Source organism: Azospirillum palustre (assembly GCF_002573965.1).
GTDB lineage: Bacteria > Pseudomonadota > Alphaproteobacteria > Azospirillales > Azospirillaceae > Azospirillum > Azospirillum palustre.
Genome location: NZ_PDKW01000042.1, coordinates 106,436 through 123,492 on the forward strand (window position 1 = coordinate 106,436; position 17,057 = coordinate 123,492).

The window sequence follows — 17,057 nt, forward strand, 5'->3', positions numbered from 1 at the left end:
GGTGCAGCACAGCGACATCCTCTCCCGTTTCGGCCTGACCTCCAGCGGAGCCGGGCTCACCGCCCGTTCGCCGGTCGACGGCGCCACGCTCGCCACGGTGGCGGAGACCGCGCCGTCGCAGGTTTCGGACATCGTCGCCAACGCCGCCCGCGCCTTCGAGGCGTGGCGCTCGGTGCCGGCCCCGCGCCGCGGCGAGCTGGTCCGCCTGCTGGGCGAGGAACTGCGCGCCGCCAAGGAGGATCTCGGCCGTCTGGTTTCGCTGGAAGCCGGCAAGATCTACCAGGAAGGCCTGGGCGAAGTGCAGGAGATGATCGACATCTGCGACTTCGCCGTCGGCCTGTCCCGCCAGCTCTACGGCCTGACCATCGCGTCGGAGCGTCCGGGCCATACGATGCGCGAGACCTGGCACCCGGCCGGCCCCTGCCTCGTCATCTCCGCCTTCAACTTCCCGGTGGCGGTGTGGTCGTGGAACGCGGCGCTGGCGCTGGTCTGCGGCGACCCGGTCGTGTGGAAGCCGTCGGAGAAGACCCCGCTGACCGCCGCCGCCTGCCAGGTGATCTTCGAGCGCGCCGTCGCCCGCTTCGGCGATGCCCCGGCCAACCTGTCCCAGATCGTCCAGGGCGGCCGTGAGGTCGGCGAGGCGCTGGTCGCCCATCCCGGCTTCCCCATCGTCTCGGCCACCGGTTCCACCCGCATGGGCCGCGAAGTCTCCAAGGTAGTGGCGGAGCGCTTCGGCCGCTCGATCCTGGAGCTGGGCGGCAACAACGCCATGATCGTGGCGCCGTCGGCCGACCTCGACATGGCGCTGCGCGCCATCCTGTTCTCCGCCGTCGGCACCTGCGGCCAGCGCTGCACCACGCTGCGCCGCCTGATCGTCCACCGCTCGGTCAAGGACCAGCTGCTGCCGCGCCTGAAGGCGGCCTACGCCTCCGTTCCGATCGGCAGCCCGCTGGAGTCCGGCGTGCTGATGGGTCCGCTGGTCGATGCCGACGCCTTCAAGGCGATGCAGCGCGCGCTGGAGGCCGCCAAGGCCGAGGGCGGCACGGTGACGACGGGCGGCGAGCGCACGCTGACCGACCGTTTCCCCAACGCCTACTACGTCACCCCCGCCATCGTCGAGATGCCGGCCCAGACCGAGGTGGTCCGGCACGAGACCTTCGCGCCGATCCTCTATGTCCTGACCTACGACACGCTGGAGGAGGCCATCGCGCTTCAGAACGCCGTGCCGCAGGGCCTGTCCTCCTGCATCTTCTCCACCGACCTGCGTGAGACGGAGCGCTTCCTGTCGGCCGCCGGGTCCGACTGCGGCATCGCCAACGTCAACATCGGTCCCAGCGGTGCGGAGATCGGCGGCGCCTTCGGCGGCGAGAAGGAGACCGGCGGCGGCCGCGAGTCGGGGTCCGACTCCTGGAAGGCCTACATGCGCCGCCAGACCGCGACGGTGAACTACTCCTCCGCGCTGCCGCTCGCCCAGGGCATCAAGTTCGAGATCGGCTGAGAGCTCATGGGCTAAGGCTTTTCCGGCCGGGACGGAACCGCCATCGGCGAACCTGTCCCGGCCGGATCGGCACGCGTATCAGATCGCCGGTATCAGATCGCCAGCCGCCCCCGGACCGCTTCGGCCTTGGCCGTCAGATCCTGGGGCGGCAACCGGCCGATCAGCAGGGCGGCATGGTCCGGCCCGGTCCAATAGGCGATGGACAGCCCGCCGCGCATTTCCTGCTCCACCCCTCGCACGGTGCCGGGACGGCGCAGGATGCAGAGCGCCAGCGGGCCGCTGCGCGGATCGAGATAAGTGATCTGGGCCAACGGCATGTCGTCATAGGACAGAATTTGCGCCCGGCGGAATTCCGCTCCGGCGACCTCCACCGCCTCCGGCGTCAGGGACAGGTTGAGCGGCCGGTTCAGGGTGGCGAGCTGTGCCGACTGGGCATCCCGGCCGGGCGTGGTCCCGCCCAGCGTTTCCCGCGTGTACAACCCCATATATTGGGCGACCACGCCATGCCAGTGGCGCTCCCGGTCCGGCCCGCCGTCATCGTCGGCCAACTCGTCGCCGTCGCCGGTTCCGAACAGCCGGACCAGAAGCCGGTCGCCCAGCACGCCCGCCGCCACCGACGCGGCAATGGCGCCGAACAGACGGCGGCGTGTCAGCGGAACGACCGCGTTGGCGGCAACCGGCGGCACGGCCATTCCGTCGAGCATGCGCTGCAGATCCATCGCCGGGGCGGCGTCCAACAGGGGCTGGAATGCCTCGCCGTAGGGCAGGCTGGCGCGGGAAAGATGCTCCACCCTCGCGGCGACCGCCGGATCGCGCTCGATCAGGTCGAGCAGGCGGGCACGATGCGGCTCCTCCAGTTCGCCGTCGATGAAGGCGGTCAATTCCTCGTCGGAGGGCATCGCGGACTCGTCATTCTCTCCGGTCATTTCGCCGCTCCGTCGCTCATCCTGTCCGCCAGCTTCGCCCGCGCCGCCGCCAGACGGCTCATCACCGTTCCGACCGGCACGTCGAGAACAGCGGCGACCTCGCGGTAGGTCAGGCCTTCCACATAGGCGAGAAACACCGCGGCCCGCTGCGCTTCCGGCAGATCGCCGACCAGCCTCATCACTTGGCCTGCCAGAACCTTCGCCTCGGTCTCGCGCGCGCCGTCCACTTCCAGGCTCGTCTCCGCCTCGACGGTTCCCTGGCCGAAGCGGACCCGCCGCGCCCGGACCTCGTTCAGCCAGACCGAATTCAGGATGGCGAACAGCCAATGGTCGATGCGGGAGCCGGGCTGGAACTGGCCGTGCCGCTCCAATGCCCGCAGGCAGGTCTGTTGAACCAGATCGTCCGCCCAGTCGCGCTGCCGCGACAGGACGAAGCCATAGCGCCAAAGGCGCGGCAAGGTGACGGACAAGCCGTGCCTGACTTCCGCTTCGCTTGCGATCTCACCGCTCCCTCGCATGGCATCCGGGCCGATCCGGTCCTTTCGGCGCTGTACCGGCCGCGACCAACCATATGCCTCGCGGCCGCTCTCGACGATAGCCATCATCCGCCTTTCCGGTGACCGAACAAAGCGGCGGGAACACCCCCCGCACGGGGAAGGAAGCGTCCCCGCCGGTGGCGTCAGCCCCTGGCCGGCGCGGCGATGGCCTCTTCTAGGTCGCGGTACTCCTCGCATCCGGTGCCGCAGATCGAACGGATCGCCGCCAGCTGCTCCCGCGCCAGATCGGAACGCCCCTTGAGCATGTAGGCTTCCCCGAGATATTCCCTGACCTTGGCATAGGAGGGGTCGGCCGCCACCGATTTCAGGTAATAGCCGATGCCCTCGTCGATCCGGCCCAGCTTGCGGGTGGCATAGCCGCGGTAATTCAGCACGACCGGGCTGTCCTGATCGCGCGCGGTCGCGAGAATGTCCAGCGCCTCCCGATAGCGCTCCGCCTTCGCCAGCGAATAGGCGTAGTCGGCGATGTTATCGTCGGTGAGGTTGGCGCCGCTCTGCTTCACGCATTGCTTCGTCTTCTTGTCATAGACCTCCCCCGGCTTGCAGGTCGGGGTGGTGTCGTCGCCCATGGCACGGGCGGGGACGGAGGCCAGCAGGCCGGTGCCGAGAATGGCGGCGCACAGCAGGCCGGCAAGGACGGTGCTTCCGGCCTTGGCGTAAACGCTCTTCATGACTTCTCCTGGAATTCGGGGGGACGGTTCGCCGTATCGCGGCGCTGGCGGACAACACGCCACCCCCGGCAGCTATTCGGTCGCAGATAAGTTTTTTCGGGCCCTCGGCGGCAGCGAATAGACGGCCCCACCGGCGTGTTCCCCACCCGCCGCGCCGCCAGCATTCCGCTTGCGGCCGTGATTTCCCGAATGGAGCCGCCCCCCGTGTTCCCACCCGTGGCTTTGCTTGGCTTGGGCCTCGGCCTGCCGCCCCATGTCCTGTCGCAGGAGGAGGCCGCCCTCCTCACCACCCGCATCTTCGGCGACCGGCTTGCCGGCTTCCCCCAGTTCGAGCGGGTTTTCGCCAACACCGGCATCGCCCGTCGGCACTGCGCCCGCCCGGCCGACTGGTACGCCGCCCCCCATGGCTGGAGCGACCGCATGTCCGCCTACCGGCAGGCGGCCGAGGCCTTGTTCGTCCAGGCGGCGAGCGCGGCCCTGGCGGATGCCGGCGTCGCTCCGGCGGAGGTCGATTGCGTGGTCGTCTCCTCTTCCTCCGGCTTCGCGGTGCCGAGCCTGGACGCGCAGCTCGCCGAGGCCATGGGCTTCCGGCCCGACATCGAGCGGCTGCCGCTGTTCGGGCTCGGCTGCGCCGGCGGCGTGGCGGGGCTGGCGACCGCCGCGCGGCTGGCGGCACCTCCCGGCCGCACCGTGCTGTTCGTGACCATGGAGCTGTGCAGCCTCGCCTTCCGGCAGGATGACGGCAGCCGCGCCAATCTGGTGGCGACCGCCCTGTTCGGCGACGGTGCCGCCGCCTGCGTCCTGCGCGGCGGTGCGGAGGAGCGCGCCTTCGCCGTCATCGACGGTGCCGGCCAGCATCTGTTCCCACGGTCGCAGGACATCATGGGCTGGCGCATCGACGATGGCGGCTTCGGCATCGTGCTGTCGGCGGCGCTGCCGCAATTCCTGCAAACCCATCTCCGCCCCGCTCTTGCCCGGCTGCTCGCCCAGTGCGGTGCGGAGGAAGAGCGGATCGGCCGCTTCATCTGCCATCCCGGCGGCACCCGCGTGCTGGCGGCGCTGGAAGAGGTGCTGCGGCTGGAGACCGGCAGCCTCGACCATGAACGGGCGGTGCTGGCCGATCACGGCAACATGTCCGCCCCCACGGTGCTGTTCGTGCTGGACCGGGCGCGTCGGGCGGGGTTGCCGGACCGGGCGGCGCTTCTGGCGCTCGGCCCCGGCTTTGCCGCGAACCTGATCACGATGCGGCGGGGTCCGCAATGACGGCGCAGGCCATGACAGTTCCGATCGTCGTCATGCTGCTGGTGACGGCGCAGCGCCTCAGCGAACTGGTCATCGACCGGCGCAACCGCATAGCGCTGCTGGCCGAAGGTGCGCGGGAACATGGGCGCGGCCATTACCCGGTGATGGTGCTGCTGCATGTCGGCTGGCTGGCCGGCCTCTGGAATGCAGCGCTGGGGGGCCCGCTGTGGACTCCGGGACCGGCGGGGATCATGCCTGTCGAGCCGGTATGGCTGGCGGTTCTCCTCGCCATGCAGGCGCTCCGCCTCTGGGTGCAGGCGACGCTGGGGCGGCGCTGGACCACCCGGATCCTCGTGCTCGACGGAACGCCGCCGGTCCGCACCGGCCCCTACCGCTTCACCAGCCATCCCAACTATCTGGCGGTCGCGGTGGAGATCGCCGCTCTTCCGCTCGCCTTCGGCATGGCCGGCTACGCCCTTCTCTTCTCCCTCCTCAACGCGGCGATGCTCGCCGTGCGAATCCGGGCGGAGGACCGGGCGCTCGGTCGAAGACAGGAGACCGCTCTCCGCGCCGGTTAAGACAATTTGTGGGCACAGGGTTTGATTTGACGCAATGCCGCAACGCGGCAAACGGGTCTATCCTTGGGTCTGGTGGTCGATCTGGTTGACGCGTTGCCCTCCACCCCGACGGCGCCGCTCTCCGGCGCCCCTTCCCCCGGCCAACGGGGGAAGGCTGGGTGGGGCTTCTTTCCGCGACGCCGCCGTCGCCACCGCCATCCTGTACGGTTCCCATCCTGCCCAACCGGCCGGAGTGACCATGTCCGTTCAGTCTTCCGCCGAAACGGCATCCACCGACCGTTCGTCCGCCCCGGATCCACAGCGGGAACCGGGACAGGTGGTCGCCGTCCGCGGTTCCGTCATCGACCTGCGCTTTCCCGAAGCGGTCCTGCCGCCGCTGTTCGAAGCGGTGGAGATCCTGTGGGACGGTCCTGAGCGGCTGGTGGCGGAAGTGCAGAGCCATCTGGACGCCCGCACCGCCCGCGCCATTGCCCTCCAGGGCACCTCCGGCCTGCGGCGCGGCACGCCGGCACGCCCCACCGGCGGCCCGCTGACCGCCCCGGTGGGCAAGGCGGTGCTCGGCCGCCTGCTCGACGTGATGGGGCTTGCGCGCGACGACGGGCCGGAGCTGCCCCCCGGCACGCCCCGCTCGCCGATCCACCGCCAGCCGCCGCCGCTGGCCCGCCGCAGTCCGCGCCGCGACCTGATGGAGACCGGCATCAAGGTGATCGACCTGCTGGCCCCGATGGCCCGCGGCGGCAAGGCGGCAATGTTCGGCGGCGCCGGGGTCGGCAAGACCGTGCTGGTGATGGAACTGATCCGCAAGATGGTGGAGCGCCACACCGGCATCTCCGTCTTCGCCGGCATCGGCGAACGGTCCCGCGAGGGGCAGGAGCTGTGGGAGGAGATGAAGCGGTCCGGCGTGCTGGACCGCACCGCGCTCGTCTTCGGCCAGATGAACGAACCGCCCGGCGCGCGCTGGCGCGTCGGCCTGACCGCGCTCACCATCGCCGAGCATTTCCGCGACGAAGAGATGCTGGACGTGCTGCTGCTGATGGACAATGTCTTCCGCTTCGTCCAGGCCGGTGCCGAAGTGTCGGGCCTGCTGGGCCGCCTGCCGTCCCGCGTCGGCTACCAGCCCACCCTGGCCAGCGAGATCGCCGAGCTTGAGGAGCGGGTCGCCTCCACCCCCGGCGCCGTGGTGACGGCGATCCAGGCGGTCTATGTCCCGGCTGACGATTTCAGCGATCCGGCGGTGGCGGAGCTGTTCAGCCATCTCGACAGCTCCATCGTGCTGTCGCGCGCCATGGCGTCAGAAGGGCTCTATCCGGCGGTCGATCCGCTCGGCTCCACCTCCAGCCTGCTCGACCCGCTGGTGGTGGGCGAGGCGCATTACCGGCTGGCGGAGGAGGTGCGCAAGACCATCGCACATTACCGCGAATTGCAGGACGTCATCGCCCTGCTGGGGATGGAGGAGCTGAGCGCCGCCGACCGGCTGGCCGTGCGCCGCGCCCGCCGTTTGCAGCGCTTCCTGACCCAGCCCTTCCTGGTAACGGAGGCTTTCACCGGCCAGGGCGGCGTCAGCGTGCCGCTGGAGGAAACGCTGAAGGGATGCCGCGCCATCCTCGACGGCCAGTGCGACGACTGGGCCGAGAGCGCCTTCTTCATGACCGGCACCCTGGACCAGATCCGCGAGCGCGACCGCGCCGGGAGGACGGGATGAACGACCTTTCCCTCATCGTCACAACTCCGACCTCCGTCGTCGCGAAACTCACCGGCATCCGCCATCTGCGGGCGGAGGACGCCAGCGGCGCCTTCGGCATCTGGCCCGGCCATGCCGATCTGCTGACCGCCCTGGCCATCTCCGTCATCAGCTGGCGCACCGCCGACGGCCGGGAAGGCCATTGCGCCGTGCGCGGCGGGGTGCTGACCATCCGCGATGGCGCGCAGGTCGCGGTGGCAACGCGCGAGGCGGTGCCGGGCGACGATTTGCGTGCACTGGAACGCGATGTGCTCGCCCGCTTCCGCCGCAATCTGGACGAGGAGGGGGAGGCCCGCTCCGGCGCCCGCCGCATGCATCTAGTGGCGGTCCGCCACATCCTGGCCTATCTGCGGCCGGACCGGCGGCCCACGGGTCCATTCGCACCCACCGCGGACGGCGGGGAGGACAGACCATGACCGACGACAAGGATCCGCTTCCCGGCAGCGTCCGCCGCCACCGCGAACGGCGGGAGCATTGGCAGCGCGAGGGGGAACGGCCGATGGGTCGCAACCTCGCCCTGATCGGGGCGCTCGGCTGGCTGGTGATCGTCCCGACCCTGGCCGGGCTGTTCGCCGGCCGCTGGCTCGACGAGCGGGCCGGCGGCGGGATCTTCTGGACGGCGGCGCTGCTGGTCGCGGGCGTCGCGCTCGGCGGCTGGCTCGCCTGGAACCGCATCGAACAGGAACGCTGACATGACCGTGCCTGCTTATCTGCTCCCGATCGTCGCCGGGGCCCTGGCCGGCCTGACGCTCGGCACCCTGTTCTTCCGCGGGCTGGCGGCGACGGCGCGGCTTTATGCGGTTGGCGGGGTGCGGCGGGCGATGCCGCTCTACCTCCTGCGGCTGGCCGGCGCCACCGCCGGCTTCACCATCGCCGCGGTCTGGGGCGGGGCGGAGGCATTGCTGGCGATGCTGGCCGGTTTCCAGCTGGCGCGCAGCGTCGTGGTCCGGCGCGAGCGGCGGATGCAGGAGGGAGCGCTGGAGGGGCCGCAGGAGAGGATGCCATGACCGAGTCCCCGCTGACGACGCCGGTTGTCTTCCTGCTGGGCCCGGTCCCGGTGACGCTGCCGGTCGTTCTCACCTGGGGACTGATGGCGGTGATGGCGCTGGGCGCGGCACTCGCGACCCGGCGGCTGCGGGTGGAGCGGCCCGGCCCGGTGCAGACCGTGCTGGAGCTGGTGGTGGAGACCCTGCGCCGGCAGATCGCCGAGACGATGCAGACCGACGCCACGCCCTTCCTGCCGCTGCTGGGCACGCTGTTCCTCTATCTGGCGGTCGCCAACCTGTCGGGGCTGGTGCCGGGGTTGAAGGCGCCGACCGCCTTCCTGGAGACGGCGGCGGCGCTGGCGCTGATCGTGCTGCTGGCGTCGCAGGCGCTGGGCATCCGCCGGCGCGGCCTGTGGAACTATCTGAAGGGCTTCGCCCACCCCACCCCGCTTCTGCTGCCGCTGAACCTGCTGTCGGAGCTGACGCGCGCCTTCTCCCTGTCGATCCGACTGTTCGGCAACGTGATGAGCGGGGAATTCGTCATCGCCATCGTGCTGTCGCTGGCCGGGCTGTTCGTGCCGGTGCCACTGATGGCGCTGGAGCTGCTGCTGGGCCTCGTCCAGGCGTACATCTTCACCATTCTCGCCGCGGTATTCATCGGCGGCGCTGTCGGAACCATCGAGAAGGGATAGCAACCATGGACGTCCATGCCATCAGCATCCTGGGTGCGGCACTGGCGGTGTCGGTCGGTGCCATCGGCCCGGCGCTGGCCGAGGGCCGTGCCGTCGCCGCGGCGATGGAGGCCATCGCCCGCCAGCCGGAGGCGGCCAATACCCTGTCGCGCACCCTGTTCGTCGGTCTGGCGATGATCGAAACGATGGCGATCTACTGCCTCGTCGTCGCGCTGCTTCTGCTGTTCGCCAATCCGTTCGCCTGAGTGCCGCAACCCTTGAGGTCCGTCATGCACATCGACGGTTGGACCCTTCTGCTCCAGGCGATCAATTTCCTGATCCTGGTCTGGCTGCTGCGCCGCTTCCTCTACCGGCCGGTCCTGGCGGTGATCGCCGAGCGGCAGGCCGCCACCGAGCGCGTCCGCAGCGAGGCAGAGGCCGCGCGCCAAGCCGCCGAAACCGCGCGCCAAGGCCTGGAGGAGCAGCGCACCGCCCTGCCCGCCGAGCGCGACCGCCTGATCGCCGCCGCCCGTGCCGAGGCGGAGGGCGAACGCGCCGCCCTGCTCGATAAGGCCAGGGGCGAGGCCGACCATGCGCTGGAGGAGGCGCGCAGCCGGCTGGCCGAAGAACGGGCACAGGCGCTGGAGGCTTTGCAGCGCCATGCCGCCGATCTCGGCATCCGTCTGGCGAGCCGGCTTCTGCGCGACGCTCCCGCCGCTGCCTTGACCGTGCCGCTGCTGGACGAGGCCTGTGCGGCGGTGGAGGCGTTGAGCGCGCCCCAGCGCCATGCCCTGGCCGATGGGATCGACCCGGTGCCAGTGCGGCTTGCCATCGCCGCTGCGCTGCCGGAAGGCGACACTGCCCGGACGCGCGACCGGCTGGCGGCGGCATTCGGCCGTCCGGTGGCCCTGGAGCCGGTGGAGGACCCGTCGCTGATCGCCGGGGTGGAGCTGCATTTTGCCCACAGCGTCGTCCGCCGCAGCTGGAAGCAGGCGTTGGCCGAAGCGAAGGAGGAGATGACGCGTCATGACTCCGCAAGACACAGTGCCGACGCCGTCGCTTGAGGAAGCGCTCGACGCCTGGATGCCCGGCACGCTGCGCCGGCTCGATGGGCTGGAGACGGCTGCGCGGCTGGAATCGGTCGGGCGCGTGGAATCGGTGGGCGACGGCATCGCCCATGTCTCCGGCCTGCCCGACGTCCGGGTGGATGAACTGTTGCTGTTCCCCGGCGGGGTCGCCGGGCTCGCCATGGATTTGGACGGGCAGATCGGCTGCGTCCTGTTGGGCGATGCGGCGGCGGTCATGGCCGGCGGCGCCGTCCACGGCACCGGGACGGTGCTGCGCGTGCCGGTCGGCGACGGGCTGATGGGCCGGGTCGTCGATCCGCTCGGCAACCCACTGGATGACGGCCCCCCGGTGGAGGCAGAGCGCTGGGAGCCGGTGGAACGCCCCGCCCCGACCATCGCGGAGCGGGCGGCGGTGTCCGAACCGCTGCTGACCGGCACCGCCGTGATCGACGCCATGTTCCCGCTCGGCCGCGGCCAGCGCGAGCTGCTGATCGGCGACCGCGCCACCGGCAAGACCGCCATCGCGGTGGACGCCATCCTCAACCAGACGGACGGCGACGTGTTCTGCGTCTATGTCGCCGTCGGCCAGAAGGCGTCGGGCGTCCGTGCGGCCATCGAGGCGGTGCGCCAGGGCGGGGCGGCGGCGCGCACCCTGTTCGTCATCGCCGCCGCCGATTCCGCCGCCGGCCTGCAATGGCTGGCCCCCTATGCCGGCTTCACCATGGCCGAGCATTTCCGCGACAGCGGCCGCCATGCCCTGATCATCGTCGACGATCTGTCCAAGCATGCGGCGGTCCACCGCCAATTGTCGCTTCTGCTGCGCCGCCCGCCGGGGCGGGAGGCCTATCCGGGCGACGTGTTCTATCTGCACAGCCGCCTGCTGGAGCGTGCCGCCAAGCTCAGCCCGGTCAGGGGCGGCGGATCGCTGACGGCGCTGCCCATCGCCGAAACCCAGGGCGGCAACCTGTCGGCCTACATCCCGACCAACCTGATCTCGATCACCGACGGTCAGGTCTGCCTGGATGCCAAGCTGTTCTACGAAGGGCAGAAGCCGGCGGTCGATATCGGCCGCAGCGTGTCGCGCGTCGGCGGCAAGGCGCAGCCTCCGGTGCTGCGCGCACTGGCCGAACCGCTGCGGCTCGACTACGCCCAGTTCCTGGAACTGGAGGTCTTCACCCGCTTCGGCGGTCTGGTGGACGAGCGGACGCGCAAGGCGGTGGCGCACGGCCAGCGCATGCGCGCCCTGCTGGCCCAGCGCCACCTGTCGCCCCGCCCGCTGGCGGTCCAGGCGGCGCAGCTGCTGGCGCTCGCCGACGGCACGCTGGACGGGCTGCCGCTGGAGGCGATCCCCCGCTTTCAGGCGGCGCTGGCCGGACTGGTGGCCGCCCGCCCACCGAAGATCGGCGAGGCGCTGGACGACGCCGCAAAGACGACGCTGCGCGACCTGATCGCGCAGGCCGCCGCCCAAGCCGCCGCCGGGCTTGGCGGAGAGGCGGGCGGAGGGACGCCATGAGCGAGCGGCTGGCCGATGTCGAGGCCCGGCGGGCCAGCGTGCAGGAGCTGGAGGCGGTGACCGATGTCATGCGCTCGCTGGCCGCCATGCGGCTGCAGCAGGCGCTCGGCACGCTGGCGGGAACCCGCGCCTATGCCGAAGTCATCGCCGGGGCGCTGGCCCAGGCGGCGGCCCTGCTGGACGACGCGCCGGTCCAGTGGCCGGCGGACGGGCAGCACGGTCATTCGGCGCTGGTGCTGTTCGCGCCGGAGCACGGCTTCGTCGGCGCCTTCGCCGAACGGCTGGTCGAGGCCGCGCTGGCCGCCCCGGCCGGCTGCGCGCTGTGGGTGGTGGGGCTGCGCGGCGCCGCCCTGCTGGAGGAGCGCGGACGCTCGCCGGACTGGAGCACGGCGATGGCGACCAACACCGATGCCGTCACCGCCACCGCCCGGCACATCTCCGACGCGCTCTATCGGGCCGCGGCGGACGGGCGGCTGGGCCGGGTGGAGCTGCTCTATGGCCGGACCGAGGGCGGCGCGCCGCCGGAACCGGTGCGCCGGCCGCTGCTGCCGCTCGGTCTGCCGCGGGACGGCGCCCAGCCGGTGCCGCCGCTGATCAACATGCCGCCCCGCGAGCTGACCGCCCGGCTGGTCGACGAGTATGTCTTCGCCCTGCTGGCCGATGCCGCCATGGAAAGCTTCGCCGCCGAGAATGCGGCGCGCCTCTCCACCATGATGACGGCCCGCCACAACATCGAAACCACGCTGGACGGGCTGACCGCCACGGCGCGCCACCTGCGCCAGGAGCAGGTCACGAATGAGCTGATCGAGCTGGTGTCGGGGGCGGAGGCGATGGGGTGACAGGCTTCGCGAAGGCCACCAGCAGCTCCGCCGCGACGAGGGCGGCGATCACCTCCGGACGCTTGTCGCCGGTCAGAGCGGCGCCGATGGGACAGGTCAGGCCCGCCAGCGCGTCCACCTCCCGCCCACGGGCCCGGAACCAGCGCTCGAACTTCGCCCGTTTCGTCGCCGAGCCGATCATCCCGACATAGGCCGCATCGCCGCGCCGCAAGGCCGCCTCGGCGATCTCGAAGTCCAGCGCGTGGCTGTGGGTCAGCACCAGATAGCCGGACCCGGACGGAGCGCCCGACAGCGGGTCGAGCGGGCTGTCGGTCAGGATGCGCTCCACCCCCACCGGGATCGTCTCGGGAAACTCCTTCACCCGGCCGTCGATCCACAGCAGGCGCAGCGGCAAAGGCGCGAAGGCCGTCGCCATGGCGCGTCCGACATGGCCGGCGCCGAACAGCAGCAGGGTCGGCCGCGCCGCCCGCGACCGGCGTTCGAGTTCCTCCAGGGCGGCGACGGTGCCGGCATCGGCGCGCTCCAGCCGCAGCACCACATGCCCGCCGCAGCACTGCCCGGTCGCCGGCCCCAGCGGAAGGTCGAGCGTCTCGGCGGCGCTGCCATCCTCCAGCATCCGCCGCGCGGTGGCGATGGCGGTCCATTCCAGCCGGCCGCCGCCGACGGTACCGGCACAGGCCTCCCGCCCGACCAGCATGCCGGCCCCTTCCTCCCGCGGGGTGGAGCCGCGCGCCTCGGCGACGGTCACCAGCACGGCGGGCTCATCGAGGGAGAGCCAGCGCGAGAGGGTCGCGGACAGTGGCATCATGGTTGGGAAGACGCATCCCGCTCCCGCAGGGCGGCGATGCAGGCCAGCACCCGTTCCGGCGTGGCCGGCGCATCCAGCCGCGGACAGAGGCGGTGTCTGGCGAGGCTCGCCACCGCGTCGGAGAGGGCGTGGAAGACCGACATGCCCAGCATGAAGGGCGGCTCGCCCACCGCCTTGGAACGGAAGATGGTGTCCTCGCGGTTCGGCGCGTTTTCAAGGAGCGCCACGTTGAAGATGCGCGGGCGGTCGGAGCAGGCCGGGATCTTGTAGGTGCTGGGGGCATGGGTGCGCAGGCGGCCCTGCCCGTCCCACCACAGCTCCTCCATGGTCAGCCAGCCCATGCCCTGGACGAAGCCGCCCTCGATCTGGCCCTTGTCGATCACCGGGTTCAGCGACCGGCCGCAATCGTGCAGGATGTCCACCCGGTCAACGACATATTCGCCGGTCAGCGTGTCCACCGTCACCTCGGCGCAGGCGGCGCCATAGGCGAAGTAGTAGAAGGGCGTGCCGCGCCCGGCGGCGCGGTCCCAATGGATCTTCGGCGTCTTGTAGAAGCCGGTGGCCGACAGCTGCACCCGCGCCATATAGGCGGCACGCACCAGATCGGCGAAGCTCATGTCGCGGTCGCCGACCCACACCCGGTTGCGCTCGAACCGCACGGCGTCGGGCGCCACCCCCCAGTTCTCAGCCGCGAAGGCGACCAGCCGCTCCTTGATGGTGCGGGCCGCCGCCTGGGCCGCTTTGCCGTTGAGGTCGGAGCCCGAGGAGGCCGCGGTGGCCGAGGTGTTGGGCACCTTGCCGGTGTTGGTGGCGGTCGGGCGGATGGTGGCGATGTCGACCTGGAACTCCTCCGCCACCACCTGGGCGACCTTGGTGTAGAGCCCCTGCCCCATCTCGATCCCGCCATGGTTCAGCTGGATGCTGCCGTCGGTGTAGACATGGACCAGGGCGCCGGCCTGATTGTAATGGCTGGCGGTGAAGGAAATGCCGAACTTCACCGGGGTCAGCGCCAGCCCCTTGCGCAGGATGCGGCTGCCGGCGTTGAAGGCGCGGACCTCCTCCCGCCGCCGCCAGTAGCCGCTGCTTTCCTCAAGCTGCGCCACCAATTCGGGCAGGATGTTGTCGGTGACGGTCTGGTGGTAGGGCGTCAGGCTGCGGCCGTCCGTCTCGGGATCGGCGCCGTAGAAGTTCCGCTTGCGGATCTCCAGCGGGTCCTTGCCCAGCGCATAGGCGATCTCGTCGATCACCCGCTCCGCCGCGACCATGCCCTGCGGGCCGCCGAAGCCACGGAAGGCGGTGTTGGACACCGTGTTGGTCTTCAGCGGCAGCGATTGCAGCCGCGCCGCCGGATAGAAATAGCCGTTGTCGGCATGGAACAGCGCACGGTCGGTCACCGGGCCGGACAGGTCGGCGGCATAGCCGGCGCGGGCGGCGAACAGCATGTCGACGCCCTCGATCAGCCCGCTGTCGTCGAAGCCGACGCGATAGTCGATCTCGAAATCATGGCGCTTGCCGGTGATCTGGAAATCGTCGTCACGGTCGGGGCGAAGCTTGGCGGCGCGGCCGGTCCGTCCGGCAACCAGCGCGGTGCAGGCGGCGAACAGGTTCGACTGCGTCTCCTTGCCGCCGAAGCCGCCGCCCATGCGGCGGACCTCGACCGTCACCGCGGCGCTGGGCAGGTCCAGCACATGGGCGACGATGTGCTGGACCTCCGTCGGGTGCTGGGTGGAGACGTGGATCAGCACCTCGCCATCCTCGCCCGGCACCGCCATGGCGATCTGGCTTTCCAGATAGAAATGCTCCTGCCCGCCGATGGCGAGCCGGCCCTCCACGCGGTGCGGAGCGGCGGTGAGCGCCGCGTCGGCATCGCCGACACGGAGCGTCATCGGCGGCGTCACAAGCGCCCGCTCCCCGTCGCGGGCGGCGGCGATGGTCAGGACGGCCGGCAGATCCTCATATTCGATCACCGCCAGCCTGGCGGCGCGGCGGGCCTCGTCGCGGGTCTCGGCGGCGACGGCGAAGATCGGCTGGCCGACATGCTCGACCAGGGATGACGCGAACAGCGGCTCGTCATGCTTGCCCATGCAGCCGATGTCGTTGACCCCCGGCACGTCGTCGGCGGTGAAGACGGCGACCACGCCGGGAGCGTGGCGGACCGGCGACAGGTCGATGGCACGGATGCGCGCATGGGCCCGGCTGCTCAAGCCCAGATAGACATGCAGCAGCCCGGCCGGCTCGGCGATGTCATCGACATAGACCGCCTCGCCGCTGACATGCTTGTGGGCGCTCTCGTGCCGGCGGGAGTCGTGGACGGCGCCCTGGATGCGGTCCGGGGTGGCGGCGGGGGCGATGGGGGTCGTGATGTCAGGCGCCATGGAATCAGGCATGTGCAAGCCTCCGGTCGCCGACCAGACGGGTCTCCGCCGCCGGGTCGCTGGTCTCGACATACAGCTTCATCAGCAAATTCGCGGCCACCGTGGCGCGGTAGGACGCGCTGGCCCGCCAGTCGGACAGCGGCGCGTAGTCCCCCGCCAGCGCCTCCATCCCCAGCCGCACGGTTTCCTCGGTCCAATGGCGGCCCAGCAGCACCGCTTCGGCCCCGGCGGCGCGTTTGGGCGTGCCGGCCATGCCGCCGAAGGCGATGCGGATGTCGGCCACCCGGCCCTCGCCGTCGAGCGTCAGGCGGAAAGCGCCGCAGACGGCGGAGATGTCCTGGTCGAAGCGCTTGGCGATCTTGTAGGCACGGAACCGCTCCCCCGCCGCCGGCTTGGGCAGGATCACCGCCTCGACGAATTCGCCCTCGCGGCGGTCCTGCTTGCCATATTCGAGGAAGAAGTCCTCCAGCGGCAGTTCGCGCGTCTCCTCGCCGCGCCGCAGCCGCAGGGTGGCGCCGCAGGCGATCAGGGCCGGCGGCGTGTCGCCGATGGGAGAGCCGTTGGCGATGTTGCCGCCGAAGGTGCCCATGTTGCGCACCTGCTCCGCCCCGATGCGGCGGATCAGCTCACCGAAATCGGGATAGAGTGCCGCGATCCGCTCGGCCGCGTCGCTGTAGGTGACGCCGGCGCCGATCACCAGCGCGTCGCCGCGATCCTCGATCCGCCTCAGGGCGCGGACCCGGCCGGTGTAGACCACCGTCGCCAGCACGCGCTGGAACTTGGTCACCCACAACCCGACGTCGGTCGCCCCGGCCACGATGGTGGCACCGGGGTTGTCGAGCAGCAGCTGCGCCAGTTGCGGCACGGTGGCGGGGGCCAGGAAGCGGCGCCCGCCGGCCCCGACGCTGAGGATTTCCTCGTCGCGCAGGGCCTTCAGCTTTTCCGCCATGGCGGCGCGGTCGGTGAAGCGGTCGCCCGCCCGGTCGCCGCCCCGGCCGCCGATCTCGTACATGGCGTGGGCGGCACGGACGATGGGCTCGTAGCCGGTGCAGCGGCACAGGTTGCCGGCCAGCGCGTCGTCGATCCGCTGGCCGTCCGGCCGCTCCTCGTTCAGGTAGAGCGCCAGCAGCGACATGACGAAGCCCGGCGTGCAGAAGCCGCATTGCGAGCCGTGGCAATCGACCATCGCCTGCTGGACCGGGTGCAGCGCGCCGTCCGGTCCCTTCAGATGCTCCACCGTCAGCAGCCGGCAGCCGTCCAGCGTGGCGAGGAAGCGGATGCAGGCATTCACCGCCTCGTAGCGCAGGGTGTCGCCGTCCAGCCGCCCGACCACCACGGTGCAGGCGCCGCAATCGCCCTCCGCACAGCCTTCCTTGGTGCCGACCCGCCGTTCCGACAGCCGCAGCCAGTCGAGCACCGTCAGGGTGGGATCGACCGCGTCGATCTCCCGAAGCTCGTCCCCGAGATAGAAGCGGAGGCGCTGGCGCATGGCTGCTCCCGTTGAACTGGTGACGATGTGACGCAGTATTTCACTGACGTTAACTCTGTCACCAGATCGGCAGCGCGGGAAAGAGTTTCAAACGAT

At 70.9% G+C, this 17,057-nt stretch carries 18 protein-coding genes; 12 read left to right on the forward strand and 6 right to left on the reverse strand.

Translation table 11 applies throughout. From position 1 onward, the window contains the following. Nucleotide 1: 1 nt before the first annotated feature. Nucleotides 2-1,498, forward strand: coding sequence for an L-piperidine-6-carboxylate dehydrogenase (gene amaB / locus CRT60_RS18345; RefSeq protein ID WP_098738004.1), 1,497 nt, complete (start codon nt 2-4; stop codon nt 1,496-1,498). Between the two features lie 92 nt (nt 1,499-1,590). Here amaB and CRT60_RS18350 read toward each other — a convergent pair whose 3' ends face one another. The 3 genes from CRT60_RS18350 to CRT60_RS18365 all read right to left on the reverse strand — a co-directional run bounded on the left by CRT60_RS18350 (nt 1,591) and on the right by CRT60_RS18365 (nt 3,652). Continuing rightward, the gene (locus CRT60_RS18350; RefSeq protein WP_143273319.1) at nt 1,591-2,424 is read right to left on the reverse strand and encodes an anti-sigma factor family protein; all 834 of its coding nucleotides are present in this window, start codon (nt 2,422-2,424) and stop codon (nt 1,591-1,593) included. Then, entirely contained in the window at nt 2,421-2,894 is a 474-nt protein-coding gene (locus CRT60_RS18360; RefSeq protein WP_204562000.1) for an RNA polymerase sigma factor, read from the reverse strand. The genes CRT60_RS18350 and CRT60_RS18360 overlap by 4 nt, the downstream gene beginning before the upstream one ends. A 209-nt stretch (nt 2,895-3,103) precedes the next feature. Further along, nucleotides 3,104-3,652, reverse strand: coding sequence for a tetratricopeptide repeat protein (locus tag CRT60_RS18365; protein WP_098738007.1), 549 nt, complete (start codon nt 3,650-3,652; stop codon nt 3,104-3,106). A gap of 204 nt (nt 3,653-3,856) precedes the next feature. Here CRT60_RS18365 and CRT60_RS18370 point away from each other — a divergent pair, with 204 nt between their 5' ends. The 11 genes from CRT60_RS18370 to CRT60_RS18420 all read left to right on the forward strand — a co-directional run bounded on the left by CRT60_RS18370 (nt 3,857) and on the right by CRT60_RS18420 (nt 12,289). Continuing rightward, nucleotides 3,857-4,915, forward strand: coding sequence for a type III polyketide synthase (locus CRT60_RS18370; protein ID WP_098738008.1), 1,059 nt, complete (start codon nt 3,857-3,859; stop codon nt 4,913-4,915). A gap of 11 nt (nt 4,916-4,926) precedes the next feature. Continuing rightward, nucleotides 4,927-5,472 carry an isoprenylcysteine carboxyl methyltransferase family protein gene (locus CRT60_RS18375; RefSeq protein ID WP_098738718.1) on the forward strand — a complete coding sequence of 182 codons (546 nt, stop codon included), beginning with the start codon at nt 4,927-4,929 and terminating at the stop codon, nt 5,470-5,472. Between the two features lie 238 nt (nt 5,473-5,710). Next, complete coding sequence (gene atpD, locus CRT60_RS18380) at nt 5,711-7,174, forward strand: F0F1 ATP synthase subunit beta (RefSeq protein ID WP_098738009.1); 1,464 nt, start codon at nt 5,711-5,713, stop codon at nt 7,172-7,174. Continuing rightward, nucleotides 7,171-7,629, forward strand: coding sequence for a F0F1 ATP synthase subunit epsilon (locus tag CRT60_RS18385; RefSeq protein ID WP_098738010.1), 459 nt, complete (start codon nt 7,171-7,173; stop codon nt 7,627-7,629). The genes atpD and CRT60_RS18385 overlap by 4 nt, the downstream gene beginning before the upstream one ends. After that, entirely contained in the window at nt 7,626-7,904 is a 279-nt protein-coding gene (locus CRT60_RS18390) for an AtpZ/AtpI family protein (protein ID WP_098738011.1), read from the forward strand. Before CRT60_RS18385 ends, CRT60_RS18390 begins: the two co-directional genes overlap by 4 nt. A 1-nt stretch (nt 7,905) precedes the next feature. Continuing rightward, the gene (locus CRT60_RS18395; protein WP_098738012.1) at nt 7,906-8,220 is read left to right on the forward strand and encodes an N-ATPase subunit AtpR; all 315 of its coding nucleotides are present in this window, start codon (nt 7,906-7,908) and stop codon (nt 8,218-8,220) included. Continuing rightward, complete coding sequence (locus CRT60_RS18400; RefSeq protein ID WP_098738013.1) at nt 8,217-8,891, forward strand: F0F1 ATP synthase subunit A; 675 nt, start codon at nt 8,217-8,219, stop codon at nt 8,889-8,891. The genes CRT60_RS18395 and CRT60_RS18400 overlap by 4 nt, the downstream gene beginning before the upstream one ends. Before the next feature lie 5 nt (nt 8,892-8,896). Then, nucleotides 8,897-9,136 carry a F0F1 ATP synthase subunit C gene (locus CRT60_RS18405; RefSeq protein ID WP_012977203.1) on the forward strand — a complete coding sequence of 80 codons (240 nt, stop codon included), beginning with the start codon at nt 8,897-8,899 and terminating at the stop codon, nt 9,134-9,136. A gap of 24 nt (nt 9,137-9,160) precedes the next feature. After that, a complete protein-coding gene (locus CRT60_RS18410) occupies nt 9,161-9,934 on the forward strand; it encodes a F0F1 ATP synthase subunit B family protein (RefSeq protein ID WP_098738014.1) in 774 nt (257 codons plus the stop codon). Next, nucleotides 9,897-11,450, forward strand: coding sequence for a F0F1 ATP synthase subunit alpha (locus tag CRT60_RS18415; RefSeq protein ID WP_098738015.1), 1,554 nt, complete (start codon nt 9,897-9,899; stop codon nt 11,448-11,450). The genes CRT60_RS18410 and CRT60_RS18415 overlap by 38 nt, the downstream gene beginning before the upstream one ends. Then, on the forward strand, nt 11,447-12,289 hold the full coding sequence (locus CRT60_RS18420) for a F0F1 ATP synthase subunit gamma (protein ID WP_098738016.1): 843 nt from the start codon (nt 11,447-11,449) through the stop codon (nt 12,287-12,289). The genes CRT60_RS18415 and CRT60_RS18420 overlap by 4 nt, the downstream gene beginning before the upstream one ends. On the opposite strand, the gene xdhC is transcribed toward CRT60_RS18420, so the two are convergent. The 3 genes from xdhC to xdhA are packed head-to-tail and all read right to left on the reverse strand — an operon-like array spanning nt 12,240 to nt 16,961. Then, nucleotides 12,240-13,097: a xanthine dehydrogenase accessory protein XdhC gene (xdhC, locus tag CRT60_RS18425; protein WP_098738017.1), complete on the reverse strand. Its 858-nt coding sequence runs from the start codon at nt 13,095-13,097 to the stop codon at nt 12,240-12,242. The genes CRT60_RS18420 and xdhC overlap by 50 nt on opposite strands. Next, nucleotides 13,094-15,484 (reverse strand): xanthine dehydrogenase molybdopterin binding subunit, encoded by a 2,391-nt coding sequence (gene xdhB / locus CRT60_RS18430; protein ID WP_167421763.1) that lies wholly within the window; start codon nt 15,482-15,484, stop codon nt 13,094-13,096. The genes xdhC and xdhB overlap by 4 nt, the downstream gene beginning before the upstream one ends. Continuing rightward, entirely contained in the window at nt 15,477-16,961 is a 1,485-nt protein-coding gene (xdhA, locus tag CRT60_RS18435) for a xanthine dehydrogenase small subunit (protein ID WP_098738019.1), read from the reverse strand. Before xdhA ends, xdhB begins: the two co-directional genes overlap by 8 nt. Nucleotides 16,962-17,057 lie beyond the last annotated feature (96 nt).

What these genes read in the sequence shown, in the direction of transcription:
- CRT60_RS18350 (WP_143273319.1), bottom strand. Translation starts at nt 2,424, where the DNA reads ATGACCGGAGAGAATGACGAGTCCGCGATGCCCTCCGACGAGGAATTG.
- CRT60_RS18385 (WP_098738010.1), top strand. Translation starts at nt 7,171, where the DNA reads ATGAACGACCTTTCCCTCATCGTCACAACTCCGACCTCCGTCGTCGCG.
- CRT60_RS18410 (WP_098738014.1), top strand. Translation starts at nt 9,161, where the DNA reads ATGCACATCGACGGTTGGACCCTTCTGCTCCAGGCGATCAATTTCCTG.
- xdhC (WP_098738017.1), bottom strand. Translation starts at nt 13,097, where the DNA reads ATGATGCCACTGTCCGCGACCCTCTCGCGCTGGCTCTCCCTCGATGAG.
- xdhB (WP_167421763.1), bottom strand. Translation starts at nt 15,484, where the DNA reads ATGCCTGATTCCATGGCGCCTGACATCACGACCCCCATCGCCCCCGCC.
- CRT60_RS18375 (WP_098738718.1), top strand. Translation starts at nt 4,927, where the DNA reads ATGACAGTTCCGATCGTCGTCATGCTGCTGGTGACGGCGCAGCGCCTC.
- CRT60_RS18390 (WP_098738011.1), top strand. Translation starts at nt 7,626, where the DNA reads ATGACCGACGACAAGGATCCGCTTCCCGGCAGCGTCCGCCGCCACCGC.
- CRT60_RS18400 (WP_098738013.1), top strand. Translation starts at nt 8,217, where the DNA reads ATGACCGAGTCCCCGCTGACGACGCCGGTTGTCTTCCTGCTGGGCCCG.
- CRT60_RS18365 (WP_098738007.1), bottom strand. Translation starts at nt 3,652, where the DNA reads ATGAAGAGCGTTTACGCCAAGGCCGGAAGCACCGTCCTTGCCGGCCTG.
- xdhA (WP_098738019.1), bottom strand. Translation starts at nt 16,961, where the DNA reads ATGCGCCAGCGCCTCCGCTTCTATCTCGGGGACGAGCTTCGGGAGATC.
- CRT60_RS18420 (WP_098738016.1), top strand. Translation starts at nt 11,447, where the DNA reads ATGAGCGAGCGGCTGGCCGATGTCGAGGCCCGGCGGGCCAGCGTGCAG.
- atpD (WP_098738009.1), top strand. Translation starts at nt 5,711, where the DNA reads ATGTCCGTTCAGTCTTCCGCCGAAACGGCATCCACCGACCGTTCGTCC.
- CRT60_RS18415 (WP_098738015.1), top strand. Translation starts at nt 9,897, where the DNA reads ATGACTCCGCAAGACACAGTGCCGACGCCGTCGCTTGAGGAAGCGCTC.
- CRT60_RS18395 (WP_098738012.1), top strand. Translation starts at nt 7,906, where the DNA reads ATGACCGTGCCTGCTTATCTGCTCCCGATCGTCGCCGGGGCCCTGGCC.
- CRT60_RS18405 (WP_012977203.1), top strand. Translation starts at nt 8,897, where the DNA reads ATGGACGTCCATGCCATCAGCATCCTGGGTGCGGCACTGGCGGTGTCG.